The following is a 20,975-nucleotide window of genomic DNA, read 5'->3' as shown; positions in this document are numbered from 1 at the left end:
TGCACCCATGATAACTACCACCGGCGCTCCAGACGTTTCCTCAGTATGATCGCAAATGCGTTCATTCCCACCAAAAATACCAGCAACACAATAATAGCAGCACTCGTTTTTTGAATAAACATGCGTTCGGCAAAGTCTGCCCACATGAAAATCTGTACAGGCAAAACAGTGCCCGGATCCATCACACTGCCTGGCACATCAACAATAAAGGCAACCATGCCGATCATCAATAACGGCGCGGTTTCCCCAAGCGCCTGTGCCATACCGATAATTGTACCTGTCAGCATACCAGGCATTGCCAATGGAATGACATGATGAAAAATAGTCTGTATCCGTGACGCGCCAACACCATAGGCCGCATCGCGTACACTAGGCGGCACCGCTCGAATGGCAGCTCGCGATGAAATTATAATTGTTGGCAGTGTCATCAGCGCCAGAACAACACCCCCAATAAGTGGTATTGACCGCGGCATCCCAAAAACACCAATAAAAATAGCCAGTCCAAGGATACCAAACACTACCGACGGCACCGCCGCTAGATTATTGATATTAATTTCAATAAATTCAGTTATGCGATTTTTCTTGGCAATTTCTTCAAGATACACCGCTGTCGCCACCCCAATGGGAAAAGACAGAACAAGACAAACCGCCAAGGTCATGATCGAACCGATAAAGGCACCTTTAATGCCTGCCATTTCAGCGTCACGTGATGCGCTGCCAAAGATCAGATAATCACTAAAATTATAACTGATACGTCCCTGCGCATTCAACAAATCAACATAGCCAATTACATTATCATTAATCCGGCGATCAGCCTCGGGGGTTTCGCGTTTGATAAAACCACGCATGAAGCTATCAATATCATCATCAAGGGCAAAGCGTATTGGCTGAATCGTGCCAAAAAGCTCTGGGTTCTTTTGCACGAATTTACGAATACGTTCTTCGCTTCCTGACGAGACCATCTTTCCTGCGGCACGCCGCCCGGATCTGCCTTCGGGATTTACAACCGCAAACAAGGCTTCGCGAACAACACCACGCGCATCGCCGCTATATAGCGAACCAGTTGACAAATCACCTTTAGGGTCAAGCCGTTCACGATCCAGTTCCACATCAAGAGTCACATAATATTGGAAAAATCCTGGCGCGCCTTTTGATATAATCGTCACAAACAAAGTCACTAGAAATATAAGCGCAATGGCAATCGCCAGTCGCCCATAAAAGCGATACCGCTTTTCCTGATTATTGCGACGGTCGATACTTTTCTGTACCTGTTTGGTCGCCTGTTCTGGCGTCAAAAGCCCAAGCTTTGAATTATTCATATTGCTCTCGGTATTTCTTTACAATTTGAAGCGCAAAGAAATTCAATGCCAGCGTAATAACGATCAATGTCAATGCAAGTGCAAAGGCTGAAAGCGTTTTGGCTGATTCAAATTCCTGATCGCCGACCAGAATCGTTACGATTTGGGATGTCACCGTCGTGACCGCATCAAGTGGGTTGAAAGATAGATTTGCCGCTAGCCCCGCCGCCATGACAACAATCATTGTTTCACCAATGGCGCGTGATACTGCCAACAGAACCGCCGCAACTACACCTGGTAATGCGGCAGGCAAAACGACATTGCGCACCGCTTCATTTTTGGTTGATCCCAAGCCATAAGCAGCGTCTCGAAGGGCTTGCGGCACAGCATTAATCACATCGTCTGACAAAGATGATACAAATGGAATTATCATGATCCCCATCACTAAACCAGCCGCCAGTGCTGATTCAGATGCCACGTCCAAGCCAATCAAAGACCCACCAGTTCGTAATAATGGTGCCACCGTCAGCGCGGCAAAAAATCCATAAACGACTGTCGGCACACCCGCCAGAATTTCCATCAGTGGTTTGAAGATTGCCCGCTCACGTGCACCAGCATATTCAGATAGATATATGGCACTAAATAGACCAACTGGAACCGCGACGCACAAAGCAACAAAGGAAATAAGAAACGTCCCTAGAAACAATGGCACCGATCCATATAGCGCCGTTCCCCCACCTGATCCGGCGCGTTCTGCACCTTCAAATTGCGGATTCCAGACAGTTCCAAACAGAAAATCCTGAATAGGCACTAACGCAAAGAAGCGCATCGATTCAAAAACAACTGAAAAGACAATGCCGATTGTTGTCAGGATCGCAATCACTGAACTTGTAGCCAGAAGCCCGATTATGATGCGTTCAACAGCGTTGCGTGATCGAAATGACGGGTTAATCTTCAGATAGGCAACCAGACCACTGCCTAGCACCAGTGCCAGAACCAGAATAGTTGTCAGCATCCGTGAAAAATCAGCCCATTTAACCCAGGTAGCCCCTGCGGCTGTTACCCATTCGGGCGGCGTGCCAAAATTAATGCCATCAACAACATTCTGTATCTGCGCCAGCACGATAATCTTGTTGAAATCTTGGGCTTGCTGAACTTCCAGCGGCACATAATCAATAATCAGATTTGAAAACACTAAATCATCGCCAATCGCCATAGCAACAAGCAAGGCATAGGCTGGCAAGATAGCCGACAGGGCAACAAATAAACCATAATAATGCGGCAAAGAATGAAGTTTGGTCGCTTCACGATAACGCAACAAAAGCGCCGCCCGACGACCAAGATAAAACCAAGCGGCACCGATCATCAGAACGATAATTGCAAGAGTTAGCAGAGGCACCGCATTATTACCTTTCTCAAGAAAAGGAACCAGCAAAGACGCTGACTCCCTCTTTTACGTATCTACTTAAGCATGTCTGCTGTTAAAAGCGGCAAGTCTTTCATGGCTGCAGCATAAGACGCGCGTTCTTTGGACGGCATTGGAATCATGCCAGATTCGGCAAGAATACCATCTTCGTCCCAGTGCTTTGTCCACTCATTCATATATTCAGCCATACCCGGGATAACACCCATATGCTGATGCTTCACATAAAAATAAAGCGCGCGTGATACTGAATAACTGTCGGTTGCAATATTGTCGAAAGTGGGTGCTGTACCAGAAATAACCGCACCTTGAAGCGTGTCAGAGTTCTGATCAAGATATGAGAAGCCAAAGATACCGTATGATGTTGGGTCTTCCCTCAGCTTCTGAACAATCAGATTGTCCTGCTCACCGGCTTCAACATAGGCACCATCAGTACGCATGGCGCGGCAATTCTTGGCTTCCTGACCAATTAATTTAAGAACGCGCATGGCTTCAGCGTCCTTTTTGCAATAGCCTTTTTCATTCACCATTTCGGCAAATGACGCGCGTGTTCCCGACGTTGTCGGTGGGCCATAAACGCGAATAGCAACGTCAGGCAGATCAGGGTTGATGTCCGACCATTTCGTGTATGGGTTAGGAACCATCACATCGATGTTATTATTTCTGATTTCTTTTGCTGGTACCATAGCCGTTAAAGCTTTACCAAGGTCAGCTTTTGAGATTTTCAGAAGCTCTCCAGTTTTTGAGCCAGCAACGACAATGCCATCATAACCGACTTTGATTTCTGTCAGCTTGACACCGTTAGTGTCACAATAGGCTAACTCTTTTTCCTTCATGCGTGATGAAGCGTTACCAATGTCAGTGAATTCGGTGCCGACGCCATCACAAACACCTTTTTTACCGACAGATGATCCGCCAGATTCAATAACGGGTGTTTTGAAGTCAGGGTTACGACCTAGACGCTCAGCCACAATCGTTGCAAATGGCAGAACGGTTGAAGATCCGGCAATGCTGATATAGTCCCGTGCCTGTGCAACGCCAGCTAGCATCATGCCAGCCAATACACTTGAAATAATAACTGATTTACGCATTTATAGCTCCCAATACGATGAAACAACCTCCTTTATTGAAGGTGAGGGAATATTCCATCGTCTGGATTACCTATTTATTAAAGAAATATTACAGTTTTATGACAATGCACTTGGTGCGGATAAGCAAAGCTAGTTTTACTTTATAGAGTCACCAGTTGACTGCAAAAGAGGCAAGGTTACCTTAAAGACCGTGGACGCACCCGGCATTGATTCCACACGCATATGTCCACGATGTCGGTTAAGAATGTGTTTTACAATGGCCAACCCAAGACCTGTACCACCAATTTGGCGAGACCGCGCCTTGTCAATGCGATAAAACCGTTCGGTGATACGCGAAAGATGCTGTTTGGCTATACCCTCGCCCTGATTAATAACATCAATTTGAAGCTGGCTTGGCATCGGCTCGGTTAGTTCGATCACAATTTGCGAATCTTCAAACCCATATTTGATAGCATTCTCGACAAGATTAACAAAAACCTCGGTCAATTCATCATAACTTCCAAGAATCTGGGCAGGCTTGGTTTTATCCAGCCTGTTATCGCGCACAATAATCTGCATGTTGCGGGCTTCGGCTTTGCCGATCAGCGTATCACGAACCGCACTTATCATCGCCAGCACAGACACATCGTCTTCAGGAATAATATGCTCATATACTTCGACACGTGACAGGGATAAAAGATCGTCAATGAGACGGGTCATGCGTTTGGATTCTTCATCCATGATTTTCAAAAATCGTAATTGCATCGCTTCATCAGTCACATCGCCATTGATCATGGTTTCAATAAACCCTGACAGACTGGTCAGAGGCGAGCGCAGCTCATGGCTGACATTAGCGACAAAGTCACGGCGCACATTTTCAAGATTACGTTGCAAAGTCATGTCAAGAAATAGCAACGCAATCATATCATCATCCAGCGGTTTTAGCCGCAGAGCGAATTCGGTTGATACCATATCGGTTGGTTTATAAACCATGTCTTGGGCAATGCGCCCTTCAGCTACCAACGCAAAAACCCGCCCAATATCGTCATGCGTCACCACATCAACTATATATTGACCTATCAAATTTTGACCCAGAAACCGGACTGCCGCTTCATTAACAGACAGGATCGTTCCCTTGTTGTCCGCTATGATAAGCCCATCATCCAGCATTTCGGCAATCTGGCTTACTATAGGTGCAGATGCATAATCAGGTAAATTCATTTTAGCTCCGAAGTCGATAAAGTCTGATAGATACACGCGAAATATTGCAATTAGATTAACCCCAAATCACAAAACTTTCGACCTTAGCTTTCATATCTAGCATAGGGATACTTTTTAATGAGGCTGAAACCACCATGCCAAGGCATGAGCTTTATGAAATAGTCACTATTAAGCCAAATGGAAAAACAGGATGGCGTTCCTGGTGGTTGTGAACATCAAAACCAAACGATAATTCTATTCAAATATTCAATTTTTTGGCAGCTCCAAATCCTAGAAAAAGACACGTCAATGCCACTATTTCCAGCCATCTACCCTATGATGAAATAGGGATCTAAAATTAATTGATTTAAATCAATATGTTACATAATCATTTTCGCTTTATAGAAAAAATCTATGAGTTGTAAAGCGATTCAAAGTAAGTTTGTAAAATGTTAATAATTAATTTGTAAAAGATTACAAATTAACATTTATTTGGTTTATTAATCATTTTTCTCTCCCTACCAATTTATCAACGGAAATGAAAAACATTGAGGGGGAATATGACTATGATTACGAAAACATCAAAAATTCTGGCCAAATGTGCGTTAGGCGGTTTGGCTGTAATAATGGCATCAATGCCATCTGTTGCCGCAGACTGGAAACCTATTAAGCCCGTTGAAATGGTTATTATGGCTGGTCAAGGCGGTGGCGCTGATCGTTTGGCACGACTGTTTCAGTCTATCATTCAAAAAGAAAATCTTGCATCAATGCCTGTACTGCCAATCAATAAAGGTGGCGGATCAGGTGCCGAGGCCATGCGTTACCTAAAAGACAAATCAGGTGACCCGCATGTATTGATGGCAACTTTGAATAGCTATTACACGACACCTTTACGCACAGACATCGGCGTGGATATCGAAGAGTTCACGCCTATCGCTCGTATGGCTGTCGATACCTTTGTCCTATGGGTCAATGCTGACAGCGACATCAAAACACTTGATGATTATGTGGCGGCAGTTAAAGCAGCAGGCGGCACATGGAAAATGGGCGGTACAGGCTCTGGCCAGGAAGACAGCTTGATAACTGCCATGCTGGAAAAGGAATTTGGCATCAAACATATCTATGTTCCGTTTAAGGGCGGTGGCACAGTGGCCAAAAATCTGGTCGGCGGTCATATTGACAGCACTGTAAACAACCCGTCCGAACAAATGGGCTTCTTTGAAGCTGGTAAATCACGTCCGATAGCGGCCTTTACACCAACGCGTCTGGCCGTGTTCCCAGATGTGCCTACCATGGCTGAACTTGGTCATCCGATGACATATTACATGCAACGTAGTTTTGTCGCGCCTGCGTCGATGCCTGAAGCTGCTGTTGCCTATTATGTTGATATGTTCAAAAAACTATCGCAGTCAGAAGAATGGCAAGCCTATGCTAGCAAAAAAGCGCTGATGACAGATTTCCTCAGCGGTGACGCATTACAGGCTTATTTCTTGAAAGAACGTGCGGCGCATGCCGACATTCTGAAAAACATGTAAGGCCATTTTAATCAGACAGACATCAAACAAACTATTGAGAAGATGTGTCTTCTCAATAGTTTTATCGGGTTAAAAAGGGGGAGCCTTATGCATCGTGCTGATAAAAACATATCCTTAGTGCTAATGGGCTTGGCAATTTACTTTATGTGGCATGCGAAAGAGTTGCCCATAGGCTGGGTGCCTAGTGACGGGCCTGGCGGTGGTGCATTTCCGTTTTGGCTATCTGTAATTCTATTTTTCAGCGCATTAGGCGTATTTTTAAGCGCACTTCGCGCATCTAAACAAAAGGCGAATATACCTTTTTTTGAGCCCGAAACAGTCTCATCCGTAACAAAGGTCAGTATTGCTATCTTTGTGACTGTCGCCATCATGGCCACTCTTGGAACCTATGTAGCGCTCTTATTATTCCTGTTCTGGTATTTGCGGATATTCGGTAAACATAGTTTAAAGCTGACGGCGATCATCACATTAATAACGCCTGTATTTGTTTTCTTCTTCTTCGAGGTAACGCTGAAAATTTTGTTACCCAAGGGGATAACCGAACCACTTTTCTTCCCACTTTATAATTTGTTTTTTTAAGGATTCGATGAATGGAAACGCTTGGCTTATTGTTAGACGGTTTTTCAACATCTCTGTCTCTATTTAACATTATGATTGTTGTTGCTGGTGTCACAGCTGGTCTGTTTATTGGCGCCATGCCCGGCTTGGGATCGGTGAATGGCGTTGCAATCGTTTTGCCGCTGACCTTTCTGGTGCCACCTGAATCTGCCATCATTTTGCTTGCTGCTATTTATTATGGCGCCATGTATGGCGGGGCGGTGAGTTCTATATTACTTGGCATTCCAGGGGCATCAACCGCCGTTGCAACCACGTTTGATGGGCGGCCAATGGCGCAACAAGGCAAAGCCGGATTGGCCTTGATTACATCAGCCGTTGCGTCTTTTGTCGGCGGCACCGTATCGGTTATTTTGTTCACCGTTTTTGCCGTGCCTTTGGCCGATGTAGCTCTTGCCTTTGGGCCTGCCGAAGAATTTGCGCTTGTGTTACTTGCCTTCACGACCTTTGTTGGTCTGGGCAATGACAATGTTTATAAAACGATGGTCATGATCATGCTTGGTCTGGTGCTATCGACTGTTGGACTTGATCTTATTTCAGGGCAACCACGCCTGATCTTCTTTGATTTACCAGGGTTCTATTCAGGCATAAGTTTTCTTGTATTAGCCATTGGTGTTTATGGTGTTGGAGAAGTTCTCTATACCATCGAAACATCGAATAAAAATACCGAGGTTACCAATGCCCGCATAACCTTTGCCGAATTAGGTGCTGGCCTGCGTGAGCTTGTTAAATTATGGAAGACCATGACGCTGGGTTCTCTGATTGGGTTCTTTGTTGGCATGTTACCCGCTGCGGGGGCGACACCAGCCTCGCTTATGGCCTATGGAATGGCCAAGTCATCATCAAAAAAGCCGGAAAGCTTCGGCAAAGGGAATATTGAAGGTGTCGCCGCACCCGAAACGGCAAATAATGCGGCATCAACAGGATCATTATTGCCTATGCTGACACTTGGTATTCCGGGGTCACCTACAACGGCCCTTTTGCTTGGCGGTATGGTTATTTGGGGACTCGTTCCTGGCCCCATGTTGTTTATCGAGCAACCTGATTTTGTCTGGGGACTAATCAGCTCGCTTTATACGGCTAATTTTGCATCGGTCATTATCAATATTGCTCTGATACCCTTATTCGTATGGGCTTTGAGAATGCCAACAACTGTTTTATGTGCGCTTGTGCTTGTGCTTTGTATTATTGGCGGGTTTGCGCCAAGTCAAAAAATGCATGACGTCTGGCTTATCGTTGCCTTTGGGGGGGCGGGTTATATTCTGCGCAAAGCAGACTATCCTCTCGCGCCTTTGGTTTTGGCAATTGTTTTGGGCCCGCTTATGGAAAAAAGTTTTCGCCAGACTTTGATTGCTGAACAAGGTAACATATTCGCGTTTTTCGAACGTCCATTGTCAGGCACATTTATGTGTTTGGCTTTGTTGTTTTTCCTACTACCACTGATAAAATATGCCCGCCAGTCTCGCTTAAAACACACACCCATAACCAGCTCATAACGGATAGATGTCATGACAACGCTTTCTTCTCTCATCTCGTTGCACCCCAAAGACGCACCAGCTATTGGTGCCCCGGGGCGTCCCTGGCTCAGTTATGGTGGGCTTCATGATTTGGCGCAAAATGTTGCCACTGCGCTTCATAATTGTAACATCGGACGCGGTGACAGGGTCGCCATCGTCATGCCAAATGGGCCGGAAATGGCCACGGCCTTTATCACGGTCATGCAATCGGCTGTAACCGCCCCGCTGAATCCGTCATACCGACAGGATGAATATGAGTTCTATCTTCAGGATTTAGGCGCAAAGGCCATTATCCTGCCACATGATTATACTGGCCCTGCCCTTGAAGCGGCAAAAGCCATAGATCTACGGATTTTACGCGCCCATAGCGCCGCTGATGCCAAGGCAGGACATTTTGACCTCACGCCGGACAGCATCGGCATGACCGCGACTGAAACGGATGATTGGCAAAGCGACAAAAGCCTGACGAATGAAAATGATGTTGGATTAATTCTGCATACGTCAGGCACCACCTCGCGTCCCAAAATCGTTCCGTTGCTTCAGTCAAATCTGGCGGCATCGGCAACTAACATCAAGAACACTTTGGCTTTGACGCCTGAAGACCGCTGTTTGAACATAATGCCATTATTTCATATTCACGGCTTACTGGCAGCCGTATCCGCGTCACTTGTTGCTGGAGCCTCTGTCTGCTGCACAAGTGGCTTTGACGCCTTGCGTTTCTTTTCGGTGATAAAGGATGTTAATCCTAGCTGGTACACAGCCGTTCCGACGATGCATCAGGCAATTTTAAGCCGTGCTAATCGGAACAAGGATATCATTGCGAATTTGAAGCTACGCTTTTTACGCTCGTCATCGGCGTCACTTCCATCACAGGTTATGCATGAACTGGTGGACACCTTTAGCGCGCCTGTTATCGAAAGCTATGGCATGACAGAAGCGGCGCATCAGATGGCATCAAATCCTCTGCCACCAAAACCACAAAAGCCAGGAGCTGTCGGTGTAGAGGCTGGCCCGCTTGTGCGAATTGCCAATGAAACCGAAAATGAATTGATGAACGCGGATGCTATTGGCGAAGTTGTGATCTCAGGTGACAATGTCACCCCGGGCTATGAAAATAATCCAGCCGCAAATGAAGCCAGCTTCTTTATGGCTGACGGATCCCGCTGGTTTCGCACTGGCGATCAAGGAACCTTTGACAGTGATGGATATCTGAGCCTGACCGGACGGTTGAAGGAAATCATCAATCGTGGTGGCGAAAAAGTAAGTCCACTTGAAGTTGATGAAGTTCTGATGGATCATCCTGCCGTTGCGCAGGTTGTCACATTTGCATTGCCGCATGCCAAATTAGGCGAAGAGGTTGCTTGCGCGCTTGTGCTAAAAGCTGAGGCACAGGCCACAGCACAGGATATTCGCACTTTCGCTGCAACACGTATGGCTGATTTCAAAGTGCCACGCAAAGTTGTTATTCTTGACGAAATTCCAAAAGGCGCAACTGGTAAGATGCAACGAATTGGGTTGGCTGAAAAATTAGGCCTTGTCGAATAACAAGATAGAAAAGGAACAAGAATGAAAATTTGTATTTTCGGTGCTGGTGCGATCGGCGGATATCTTGGAGCCAAGCTGGCGGCAAATGGCACTGATGTGAGCCTTGTTGCCCGCGGGCCACATCTGGACGCCATGCGCAATAATGGCCTTCGCCTGATCGAAGAAACTGGCGAAACTAATGTCAGCGTCAACGCAGCAAGCGATCCGGCGGACTTGGGCGAACAAGACTATCTGGTTATCACTTTGAAAGCGCACTCTGTCCCACCTATGGTTGAGAAAATGGCGCCACTTATTGGCAAACACACAACAATCCTAAGCTGTGTCAACGGCGTCCCTTGGTGGTATTTCTACAAACTTGGTGGGCATCTTGATGGCACCCAGTTGGAATCTGTTGATCCCGCAGGCGCACAATGGAACGGTTTTGGTCCTGAAAAAGTCATTGGATGCGTTGTTTATCCTGCTGCAGAAGTCGTTGAACCAGGCGTTATCAAGCATATTGAAGGTAACCGATTTTCGCTAGGCGAACCCGATGGACAAAAATCAGATCGCATCACCACCTTGTCCAAAATATTTACCGAGGCTGGCCTAAAGGCGCCTGTCCGCCCCCGCATAAGAGACGAAATATGGGTTAAATTATGGGGTAATCTTTCTTTTAATCCTATATCGGCACTTACGCATGCAACGCTTGATATTTTATGCACGGATCCAAGCACAAGGATAGTCGCCCGCAATATGATGCTTGAAGCCCAGCAAATCGCTGAGAAACTAGGCGTTAAATTTCCAATAGACGTAGATAGACGCATCGAAGGTGGTGCTGCCGTTGGTGCGCACAGAACGTCTATGTGGCAGGATTTAGATATGGGACGGCCTATGGAAATTGACGCTTTGGTCGGATCTGTAAAAGAGCTTGGTCGCATTACGGATATACCAACACCAACTATAGATGTGGTCTTGGGACTTATTCAAATGCGGGGAAAAATTGCGGGCGTCTATTAAGCAAATTCCACTTTCAGCAACAGAACATCTTCACGACATCAAATCACGCACGCCAAAAAAACAGGCTGGCTTAATCTGCCAACCTGTTCAAAGTCTTGGGAGTTTTGCCAACTATCTATTCGGCAGCTAGTAATTTTGTCTGTTCACCGTGCGTATCGGTATAATAGGTTACAGCAGCGCCAACACCTGAACCGGCATCAAACTTTATGCCAGCGTCACGCATAGCCATTTCGGCACCACCTAGCATCTGTAGAACCATGGTTTCGTTAAGCCAGCCCAGATGCCCAATGCGGAAAACCTTGCCAGCAACCTTGCTAAGGCCACCACCAAGCGAAACGCCATAATTGTTGTAGGCCGCCTTGATCACATCATTCGCGTTACAATCTTCATCAACCAGAATTGCAGTTACCGTATCTGAAAAATTAGCCTTATCTACGGCACAATTACGCAATCCCCATGCTGTTATCGCACGACGAACGCCTTCGGCAAGTCGATGGTGACGCGCAAACACATTATCCAGACCTTCTTCCAACAGCATATCAACTGACGTGCGTAATCCACGCATCAGCGTCATTGCTGGTGTATAGGGAAAATAACCTGTTTGATTGGTTTCAGCCATGTAATGAAAATCAAAATAACCACAGCCCAAATAGGTGTCTGCATCACGCGCTGATACATTTTTAATTTCGTAAAGCACCCGTTCGCTGACCCCGACGATAGCTAGGCCTGTCGGCAACATAAATCCCTTTTGCGATCCAGATACAGCGACATCAACGCCCCATTCATCCATATTGAATTCGATCGAACCTATTGAGCTCACGCCATCGACAAACAGCATGGCAGGGTGATCTAGCTCATCCATAACACGTCTGACAGCGGCAACATCACTGGTCACACCTGTCGCAGTTTCGTTATGGCATACCAGAACAGCTTTAATGTTATGATGTTTATCTGCGGCAAGAGCTTCTCGATAAGCATCAACAGGCGTTGCTTTGCCCCATTCCTGGTCAATACAGGTCACATTCAGATTGAGTTGGCGGCACATCTGCACCCACAGATCAGAGAACTGACCAAATGAAGACGCTAGAACACCATCACCTGCACTCAAGGTATTGCGCAAAGCGGCTTCCCACCCACCGGTACCTGATCCAGGAAAAACAAACACCGTACCCGTCTCGGTACGGAATACTTTTTTCAGATCAGCAAATAGCGGTAAAGTAAATTCGGGAAGATCCGGCGCGCGATGATCCTCTAATGCAATGTCCATAGCCTGACGAACGCGGAAAGGCATGTTTGTTGGTCCGGGAACTGCAAGTGTTCTATATCCAATCATTATCAATCTCCATTAGGTTATCTCCAAGATTGACCCTTACCCAAAAAAACAGCCCATGCACGCATTTTGGTGTGAATGTGTATAAGGTGTATATAACTTGTGCAAAATATGTTAATTTGTAAATATTTGGTTGGATCAAGAGGACATCATGCGCAAAACATTTATTGGCCCCCGGCTTCGCCAACTTCGCCGTGACAGCGGACAAACACAGGCCCAGATGGCTGAAAAGCTTGGCATCAGCCCTGCCTATGTCAATTTATTGGAAAAAAACCAGCGTAGCTTGTCAGTGCAGGTTTTGATGGCTTTATCTGATGAATATAACGTTGATTGGCGTGATGTGGTTCTGGAAAAGAATACGACGGTTCTATCTGACCTGCGCAATATGTTGCAAGACCCTCTTTTTTCAGGCAATCCGCCTGATCTTGACGAATTACGCGCTGCCATCGATCACGCCCCACGCTTGATTGACAACTTCATAAAGCTTTATCAAAGTCACCGCACATCAATGGAAAAAATCATGCAGCTTGGCAGTGAGCGCATGCCAAAAGAAATACTCGACACATCTCCTGAAACCATGATCCACGATTTCTTTCGGGATAATCTAAACCATTTTGATGTATTGGAACGCGCTGCCGAAACCTTGGCAACCGAAGAAAACTATGACGCGGATGACGCCTATGCAATGCTCAAAGATCGTCTGAAAAATCGACATAGCATAACCATTCGTATCATTCCGGTTGAGTCAATGGATGGCGCATTACGGGTTTTTGACGCCGAAACTGGGGATATTCAACTTTCCGAAGCTCTTGACCATAAAAACCGCACTTTCCAGCTGGCACATATCCTATGTTTTGTAGAATTTGGTTACATATTGGATAGCATAACTGACAACAGCCGCTTCGGAACACAGACGAACATAGCGCGGTGCCAAATAGAATTAGCAAACTATTTTGCCGCCGCTTTTCTCATGCCTTATGAAAAGTTCATCACGCTGGCAGAGAAAAGCCGCTATGACATTGACCGTCTTGCCTCGGGATTTTTGGTATCTTTCGAACAGGTCTGTCATCGCCTGACCACCTTGCAACGACATGGGCGTCGCGGCGTACCTTTCTTCTTTTTGCGGGTTGATAAGGCTGGCAATGTCACCAAACGATTTAACGCAACGAGCTTTAACATCGCCGAACATGGCGGATCGTGCCCCGTATGGAACATTCATACTGCCTTTCGCATGCCGGGTGTGATTCTGCCGCAATTTGTCGAACTTCCCGATGGGGAACAATTCTTTACACTTAGCTGTACAACTGAACGACCTGTTTACAGCCATGATACCCAAGACCGACGCCTTTCGATTTCGCTTGGATGTGAAATTAAACATGCTGATAAATTGATTTATACCTCTGGCCTTGCCAATTCGGCCGAGCGGTCATTTAGCCAGATTGGTATCAATTGCCATCTGTGCCTGCGCAAGGCCTGCTCACAACGTGCGCACGCGCCCCTATTTACTGAATTGACAACGGATACAAGCCGGCGTGGCGAAACGCGATATGAAAGCTAGCCAGCGCACAGACAACGTCACGCATTTTACAACGGCTGGCGGAGAGACGGGATTCCAAACCCTTTTGTAAGCCGCTGATCTGAATCATGTATTCTGACTGTAACAATCTAGACCCCACATCAGACCCCATATTCGTTCAAGGTTGCTGATCCCGTTTCCTATTTCAGAATGATTTAATTCAATGACGCGTGAACTTATACATTGAATTCTTTGTGATCGGATCGAGGGTTAAATCATCAAGGGTCAAAATTTATGTAAAGATTTTCTTATGCCTTTGATATGTGTTAAATCAAAAGATGCGTTGATGTTCTAATCATAGAGGCTTTAGATATTTTGTTAAATAGTTGGAAAATTGCAGTCATCCCTGGCGATGGAATTGGAAAAGAAACTGTTCCCGAGGGGCTAAGAGTATTAGAAGCCACTCAGGAGAAGTATAAGTTTGATCTGAATTTTATTGAATATGATTTTGCCTCTGCAGATTACTTCGTAAAACATGGTCAGATGTTACCAGATGATTGGAAGGAACAATTGAGCCAAAGTGATGCGCTTTTCTTTGGCGCGGTAGGTTGGCCTGATATTGTCCCCGATCATGTGTCACTGTGGGGTTCACTCATTCAGTTCAGAAGAGAATTTGACCAATATGTCAGTTTGCGTCCAGCCCGCGCCATGGCTGGTGTTCCACTTCCATTGGCTAATCGCAAACCAGGCGACATTGATATGATGATTGTTCGCGAAAATACTGAAGGTGAATATTCTTCGATTGGTGGCAAGATGTTCCCTAATACAGATCGTGAAATTGTCATGCAGGAAACTGTGATGAGTCGCCAAGGTGTTGACAGGATTTTGAAATATGCTTTTGAGCTTGCCATGGAACGTGGCAAGCATTTGACTTCGGCGACTAAATCTAACGGTATTTCAATTACCATGCCTTATTGGGATGAGCGCGTGGCAGAAATGGCGAAAAATTACACCGATGTAAAAGTGGATAAATATCATATAGATATTTTAACCGCGCAGTTTGTTTTAAACCCAGACTGGTTTGACGTGGTTGTGGCCTCTAATCTCTTTGGCGACATCTTGTCTGATCTGGGGCCAGCTTGCACAGGAACCATAGGCATCGCACCCTCAGGCAATATCAATCCCGAAGGTGTCTTTCCATCGCTATTTGAACCTGTGCATGGTTCTGCGCCAGATATAGCTGGGAAGGGAATTGCAAACCCTGTTGGCCAGATTTGGGCTGCGGCAATGATGCTTGACCATTTGGGTGTCAAGGAAGCAAGCCAGTCAATAGTCACGGCAATTGAACAAGTACTGTCAGACGCATCATTTAGGACAGCTGATCTTGGTGGTAGTGCAGACACGGTGACATGCGGCAAGGCGATTGCTGATGCGGTATTGGAGATGCCATAGATGAAAGCGTCCAAGTTTTTGCACGGTTTCACAGTTGAAAAAATAACTTTGCCTGATGTCGAGATTAATTATACCAGTGCTGGCAATGGTCCCCCGATTTTATTGCTTCATGGGCATCCACAAACACATATCGTATGGCGGAAAGTTGCGCCCCTGCTTGTTAATGCTGGCTATCGTGTCATTGCACCTGATTTGCGCGGCTACGGGGACAGTGGAAAACCAGAAAGTGATATTAATCACTATCCTTACTCAAAACGGGTGATGGCGCAGGATCTAATTGCCTTGATGGCAAAACTTGACCATGAACATTTTTCTGTTGTTGGACATGATCGTGGCGGGCGCGTGGCGCACAGGATGGCTCTTGATTTTCCAAATGCAGTTGAACGATTAGCTGTACTTGATATTGCCCCAACAGATATGATGTATGCGCAAACAAACAAAGAGTTTGCCACACGATATTTCTGGTGGTTCTTTTTAATTCAGCCTTATGATTTCCCTGAAAGAATGATCGCTAGTGATCCCGAGTATTTTTTGCGTCGCCATATAGCTGGTCAGGTTAAAATTGAAGGGGCGGTGAGCAATGAAGCTATATCAGAATATCTGCGCACCTATAATAATCCAAAAACCATTCATGCAATTTGTGAGGATTATCGTGCTTCAGCCGGCATTGATTTAGAACATGACAAATTAGATCAAGGGCGTCTTATTGAAGCCCCCTTGTTGGCCATTTGGGGTACAATGAGTGTTGTCGGTGATTTGTATGATGTTGAAGCGGCATGGCAGGAAAAGGCAAAAAATGTAACAGGTTTTGCGCTACCGTGTGGCCACGCCATTCCTGAGGAAGCCCCAGATGAATTAGCATTCAAGCTTTTGGCATTTTTTGCTGATAAATGAGTGTTTATAGTTAGGCGTGAGTGTCCAGATTTGCAGATATTCTTTATCCGCAGCGCAGTTAATTAAATATGTTACCTGATGGCATGCCGGACACCATATAATCAGAGACTAACGGCCATAAATGAAGCAATTTATTAGATAAAGATAAGGGGGTCTGGCGGAGGGACGGGGATTCGAACCCCGGTGAAGTGTTACCCTCAACACGCTTTCCAAGCGTGCGCCTTAAGCCACTCGGCCACCCCTCCGCATGTGCGGCAAATTAACAGGCTCACCCCCGCATGTAAACAAGCCGTGCTTCTGAAAAGTGACTCTATAAGGCAAAATTTGGTTTATTGAGTGGTCAGTCTGGCTGTCATCACCTTAAGTGCCCACTACATTATAGGACGAAAACACCACATGATCTGCAAAGCGGCAACCCGACATTGGATGAAACCGCGTAAATCCATGTTTTTGATATATTTCAAGGCTCAATTTATATTCAGCCATTCGGCATTTTGCGCTTGTGACTGGCTCTTGCAATCGTCAATATGAACTGATGATAGGAATCTTTTTTAAAACCATTGCGGCTTTGTTCGCGCTTTTGGCGCTATATGTTATCTGGCTGGATGTAACCGCCACCAGTAGCCCCAGCATCGTGCTGGGACAGTTCTGGTTTGAGCATCACAGCGCTTCATTACAGGTCGGCGAAGCGATTATCAGCCGCTATATAGATCCATGCGGCCTGATCGTTGCATTTAATTGCGAACCGTTTCTCTGGCATCCCCTAATTGCCAGTCTGCTTGGCTGGCCAGCGGCGTTGATTTTTATTATCTGCGCCCTGTTTTTTGGGGGACTTTCGCGTCTTCGTCGCAAGGGATCTTCACAACGCGTTTCAAAACGCGCCTTGCATCGTAACGGGGCATCGTAACGGTACATCGTAACGGGGCGACCTAGTTATGCCACCTATCCAAAATTAGTTATCACCCATTTTCAAAGCTTCAAAAAAGGCCGTTTGCGGAATATCGACTTTGCCGAACTGCCGCATCTTCTTTTTGCCCTCTTTCTGCTTTTCCAACAGCTTTTTCTTACGCGTAATGTCGCCACCATAGCATTTGGCGGTAACATCTTTTCGGAGCGCCGCAATCGTTTCGCGGGCAATAACCTTGCCGCCAATCGCCGCTTGCAGTGCCACCTTGAACATCTGTCGTGGCACTAGGTCTTTCAGCCGAATACAGATGGCTCGGCCTTTGCCCTCAGCCTGATCGCGATGCACAATCATCGACAATGCGTCAACTGGATCACCATTGACAAGAATTGACACTTTCACCAGTTCGCCCGGACGATATGAATCGATCGCATAATCAAAGCTGGCATAACCTTTGGTAATAGATTTCAGCCTGTCATAAAAATCAAAAACAACCTCGTTCAAGGGTAGCCGATAAACCGCCATCGCGCGGTTGCCCGCATAGGTCAAATCAATCTGTTCGCCGCGACGCTCGGTACATAATGTCAGAACTGACCCCAGGAATTCATCCGGTGTCATGATTGTGGCCTTGATCCAGGGCTCTTCAATCTCATTAATCCTAGTTACCTCGGGCATATCCGCCGGATTGTGCAGATCAAAGCGCTTTCCGTCGGTCAAATGCATCTGATAAACCACCGAAGGTGCGGTGGAAATCAGATCAAGGTTGAATTCACGCGTCAAACGGTCGCGGATCACCTCCATATGCAACAGACCCAAAAACCCACAGCGGAATCCAAAACCAAGCGCGGCAGATGTTTCCGCCTCAAATGAAAAAGACGCATCATTCAAGGACAGTTTTTCCAGCGCCTCGCGCAGGCCTGTAAAATCATTCGTATCAACCGGAAACAGGCCACAGAACACAACAGGCACCGATGGGGCAAAGCCTGGCAAGGCCTCTTCGCACAATCGGCGTTCATCAGTAATTGTATCACCAACCTTGGCGTCCGAAACGGTTTTTACACCTGCATTGATAAAACCAATCTCGCCAGGCCCAAGCTCGTCAACCGATGTCGGTTTTGGCAAAAAGGTACCGACGCGTTCAATCACATGCGTTGCGCCTGATGCCATCATGCGGATTTTCATACCCTTTTTCATAACGCCATCATGCACCCGCACCAATGTCATCACGCCCAGATAGGCATCGTACCAGCTATCCACCAGCAATGCCTTTAGCGGTGCCGTACGATCACCTTTTGGTGCTGGCAAAGACGTGACCAAAGCTTCGAGAATTTCGTTAATGCCTTCACCGGTCTTGGCACTGGCCGCGATCGCGTCGTCAGATGGCAGGCCAATCACCTCTTCGATCTGTGCTTTCACACGATCAGGTTCGGCCGCCGGCAAATCGATCTTGTTCAACACTGGCACAATCTCATGATCAGCCTCGATAGCCTGATATACATTGGCCAACGTCTGGGCTTCAACACCTTGGCTAGCATCAACCACCAGAAGCGAGCCTTCACAAGCCGAAAGCGAACGTGAAACTTCATAACCAAAATCGACATGACCTGGCGTATCCATCAAATTAAGCACATAATCCTTGCCATCTTTGGCGTGGTAATTCAGCCGAACGGTCTGCGCCTTGATGGTGATGCCTCGTTCACGCTCGATATCCATATTATCAAGCACCTGATCTTTCATCTCGCGCTCGCTCAGCCCGCCACAGGTTTGAATCAAACGGTCGGCAATGGTTGATTTACCATGGTCGATATGTGCGATGATCGAAAAGTTACGGATCTGATCTAAATCTGTCATATGTCACTTGCCCGCGGGGCGCTGATTATTTGTTTACAGGACTGCTATACACCACTTTTATCATCAATACCGCCCAAATATGACCGGTTTTTTCAATCTGTGACGATATGGCCAAAATCATCATAAAATATGTCTGTTGTGGCCTTTACACTGGTTATATATTAACGTGGCAAACATATTGTAATTCATAAAAGCGATTTATTTCGTTAAAATGAAGCGATAAAACTATTTCTGGATAAGGAACGCACAATGCCTGGCATGGGTTTTGAAAAATACCGTCCGTTTGAAGGCCCCGATCTGAGCGATCGGACATGGCCTTCAGCGCGTATAAACACCGCACCTGTATGGTGTTCGGTTGACCTACGTGACGGTAACCAGGCACTTATCGAGCCAATGGATGCCGCCCGCAAGATGCGCATGTTCAAAATTCTTGTCGCAATGGGCTTCAAGGAAATTGAAGTTGGCTTTCCGTCTGCGTCCGATACAGATTTCAATTTTCTGCGTGAATTAATCGAAAATGGCCATGTGCCGGATGATGTAACAATTCAGGTGCTGACACAGGCACGTGAACATCTGATTGATCGTACAATCGAAAGTCTGGATGGCGCGCCAAATGCTATCTTGCATCTATATAATTCAACCAGCACACTTCAACGTCGTGTTGTGTTTAAAGCTGATCGTGATGGCGTCAAACAGATTGCTGTTGATGGTGCAAAAATGGTCGCTGACCGCATTTCCAAATGTGGAGCGGAAAATCTGCGCCTGCAATATAGCCCCGAAAGCTTTACTGGCACTGAGCTGGATTATGCGTTGGATGTCTGCGAAGCTGTTATGGATGTCTGGCAGCCAACATCCGCAAACCCGACCATTATCAATCTGCCAGCCACCGTCGAAATGTCGACGCCAAATATCTATGCCGATCAGATCGAATGGATGAGCCGTAATTTTTCCAACCGAGATGCCGTGATCTTGTCGCTTCATCCGCATAATGACCGCGGCTGTGCGGTCGCCGCCACCGAACTGGGGCTAATGGCGGGCGCTGACCGTGTCGAAGGCACATTGTTTGGCAATGGCGAACGCACCGGTAATGTCGATATTATCACCTTGGGACTGAACATGTTTACGCAAGGCGTAAACCCAAACCTCGATTTTTCCGATATTAACGAACTTGTTGAAACAGCCGAATTCTGTAACCAACTAGCTGTACCGGAACGTCATCCCTATGCCGGCAAGCTGGTGCATACCGCCTTTTCTGGCAGTCATCAGGACGCTATCCGCAAAGGGATGGACGCGCTTATGAACGCCAATGAAAATACGTGGGAAGTCCCCTATCTACCGATTGACCCAGGCGATATTGGACGCACGTTTGAGGCCATTATCCGCGTTAATTCGCAATCTGGAAAAGCTGGCGCTGCCTATCTGCTGGAGGCCGATCATCATGTCCGCCTGCCACGCGCCGCCGAAGTCGAATTTTCCGGCATTGTTCAGCGCGAGGCCGATACCACCGGCAAGGAAATTACCAGCCAGCGTATCTGGGAATTGGCACAAGAGCATTATATCCGCCCCACCGGCACCTTTGAGCTTGTCAGCTTTGATGTTGCCAAGGCCAGCCGCAATTCGGATGATGAGCGCGTTACCGCAACCGTAATGCATAACGGAAAGGAAGTCGGCATCAGCGCCATCGGCAATGGCCCTATTTCAGCCTTTGTCGAAGCCATGCGGAACGAATTTGACCTTAATTTCCGCCTTGCCGATTTTGGCCAGAATACGCGCGAAGCCACGTCCAAAGCCGAAGCCGCCGCCTATGTTGAACTGGTGGTAGAGAATGG

The 20,975-nt window shown here is 46.7% G+C and carries 16 protein-coding genes and 1 tRNA gene; 10 read left to right on the top strand and 7 right to left on the bottom strand.

Translation table 11 applies throughout. From position 1 onward, the window contains the following. Positions 1–14: 14 nt before the first annotated feature. The 4 genes from pstA to ABNT28_RS02740 form a co-directional block, all read right to left on the bottom strand. The gene (gene pstA, locus ABNT28_RS02755) at positions 15–1,319 is read right to left on the bottom strand and encodes a phosphate ABC transporter permease PstA (RefSeq protein ID WP_348720980.1); all 1,305 of its coding nucleotides are present in this window, start codon (positions 1,317–1,319) and stop codon (positions 15–17) included. Beyond that, complete coding sequence (gene pstC, locus ABNT28_RS02750) at positions 1,312–2,664, bottom strand: phosphate ABC transporter permease subunit PstC (protein ID WP_332924772.1); 1,353 nt, start codon at positions 2,662–2,664, stop codon at positions 1,312–1,314. The genes pstA and pstC overlap by 8 nt, the downstream gene beginning before the upstream one ends. A gap of 95 nt (positions 2,665–2,759) precedes the next feature. After that, entirely contained in the window at positions 2,760–3,812 is a 1,053-nt protein-coding gene (locus ABNT28_RS02745; RefSeq protein ID WP_332924761.1) for a substrate-binding domain-containing protein, read from the bottom strand. A 135-nt stretch (positions 3,813–3,947) separates the two neighbouring features. Next, the gene (locus tag ABNT28_RS02740) at positions 3,948–5,012 is read right to left on the bottom strand and encodes an ATP-binding protein (protein ID WP_332924762.1); all 1,065 of its coding nucleotides are present in this window, start codon (positions 5,010–5,012) and stop codon (positions 3,948–3,950) included. A 545-nt stretch (positions 5,013–5,557) separates the two neighbouring features. Here ABNT28_RS02740 and ABNT28_RS02735 point away from each other — a divergent pair. The 5 genes from ABNT28_RS02735 (at position 5,558) to ABNT28_RS02715 (ending at position 11,199) form a co-directional block, all read left to right on the top strand. Beyond that, complete coding sequence (locus tag ABNT28_RS02735) at positions 5,558–6,526, top strand: tripartite tricarboxylate transporter substrate binding protein (protein ID WP_332924763.1); 969 nt, start codon at positions 5,558–5,560, stop codon at positions 6,524–6,526. An 87-nt stretch (positions 6,527–6,613) separates the two neighbouring features. Beyond that, positions 6,614–7,105, top strand: coding sequence for a tripartite tricarboxylate transporter TctB family protein (locus ABNT28_RS02730; RefSeq protein ID WP_332924764.1), 492 nt, complete (start codon positions 6,614–6,616; stop codon positions 7,103–7,105). Positions 7,106–7,116: 11 nt separating this feature from the next. Then, positions 7,117–8,637 carry a tripartite tricarboxylate transporter permease gene (locus ABNT28_RS02725; protein ID WP_332924765.1) on the top strand — a complete coding sequence of 507 codons (1,521 nt, stop codon included), beginning with the start codon at positions 7,117–7,119 and terminating at the stop codon, positions 8,635–8,637. A gap of 12 nt (positions 8,638–8,649) precedes the next feature. Further along, positions 8,650–10,203, top strand: a complete 1,554-nt coding sequence (locus tag ABNT28_RS02720; protein ID WP_332924766.1) for an acyl--CoA ligase — start codon at positions 8,650–8,652, stop codon at positions 10,201–10,203. Positions 10,204–10,224: 21 nt separating this feature from the next. Next, positions 10,225–11,199, top strand: coding sequence for a 2-dehydropantoate 2-reductase (locus ABNT28_RS02715; RefSeq protein WP_348720979.1), 975 nt, complete (start codon positions 10,225–10,227; stop codon positions 11,197–11,199). Positions 11,200–11,314: 115 nt separating this feature from the next. Here ABNT28_RS02715 and ABNT28_RS02710 read toward each other — a convergent pair whose 3' ends face one another. Next, positions 11,315–12,532, bottom strand: coding sequence for an aminotransferase class V-fold PLP-dependent enzyme (locus ABNT28_RS02710; protein WP_332924768.1), 1,218 nt, complete (start codon positions 12,530–12,532; stop codon positions 11,315–11,317). 148 nt (positions 12,533–12,680) lie between these two features. On the opposite strand from ABNT28_RS02710, the gene ABNT28_RS02705 reads away from it, so the two are divergent. From ABNT28_RS02705 to ABNT28_RS02695, 3 genes are all read left to right on the top strand, one after another. After that, positions 12,681–14,087 carry a short-chain fatty acyl-CoA regulator family protein gene (locus ABNT28_RS02705; RefSeq protein ID WP_348720978.1) on the top strand — a complete coding sequence of 469 codons (1,407 nt, stop codon included), beginning with the start codon at positions 12,681–12,683 and terminating at the stop codon, positions 14,085–14,087. Positions 14,088–14,417: 330 nt separating this feature from the next. Continuing rightward, positions 14,418–15,497 carry a tartrate dehydrogenase gene (locus ABNT28_RS02700; RefSeq protein WP_348720983.1) on the top strand — a complete coding sequence of 360 codons (1,080 nt, stop codon included), beginning with the start codon at positions 14,418–14,420 and terminating at the stop codon, positions 15,495–15,497. After that, entirely contained in the window at positions 15,498–16,391 is an 894-nt protein-coding gene (locus ABNT28_RS02695) for an alpha/beta hydrolase (RefSeq protein WP_332923997.1), read from the top strand. A 155-nt stretch (positions 16,392–16,546) separates the two neighbouring features. Here ABNT28_RS02695 and ABNT28_RS02690 read toward each other — a convergent pair. After that, positions 16,547–16,636: transfer RNA gene (locus ABNT28_RS02690), tRNA-Ser, on the bottom strand. Positions 16,637–16,926: 290 nt separating this feature from the next. On the opposite strand from ABNT28_RS02690, the gene ABNT28_RS02685 reads away from it, so the two are divergent. Continuing rightward, positions 16,927–17,298, top strand: coding sequence for a hypothetical protein (locus ABNT28_RS02685; RefSeq protein ID WP_332923998.1), 372 nt, complete (start codon positions 16,927–16,929; stop codon positions 17,296–17,298). Positions 17,299–17,343: 45 nt separating this feature from the next. Here the strand turns inward: ABNT28_RS02685 and lepA are convergent, their stop codons facing one another. Next, positions 17,344–19,146, bottom strand: coding sequence for a translation elongation factor 4 (gene lepA / locus ABNT28_RS02680; protein WP_332923999.1), 1,803 nt, complete (start codon positions 19,144–19,146; stop codon positions 17,344–17,346). Between the two features lie 249 nt (positions 19,147–19,395). On the opposite strand from lepA, the gene leuA reads away from it, so the two are divergent. Continuing rightward, a partial coding sequence (leuA, locus tag ABNT28_RS02675) for a 2-isopropylmalate synthase (RefSeq protein ID WP_348720977.1) occupies positions 19,396–20,975 on the top strand: 1,580 nt, incomplete at its 3' end.

It is taken from the genome of uncultured Candidatus Puniceispirillum sp. (assembly GCF_963979125.1).
In the GTDB taxonomy this organism is placed as follows: domain Bacteria; phylum Pseudomonadota; class Alphaproteobacteria; order Puniceispirillales; family Puniceispirillaceae; genus Puniceispirillum.
This window is presented reverse-complemented; position numbering and strand designations above follow the sequence as displayed.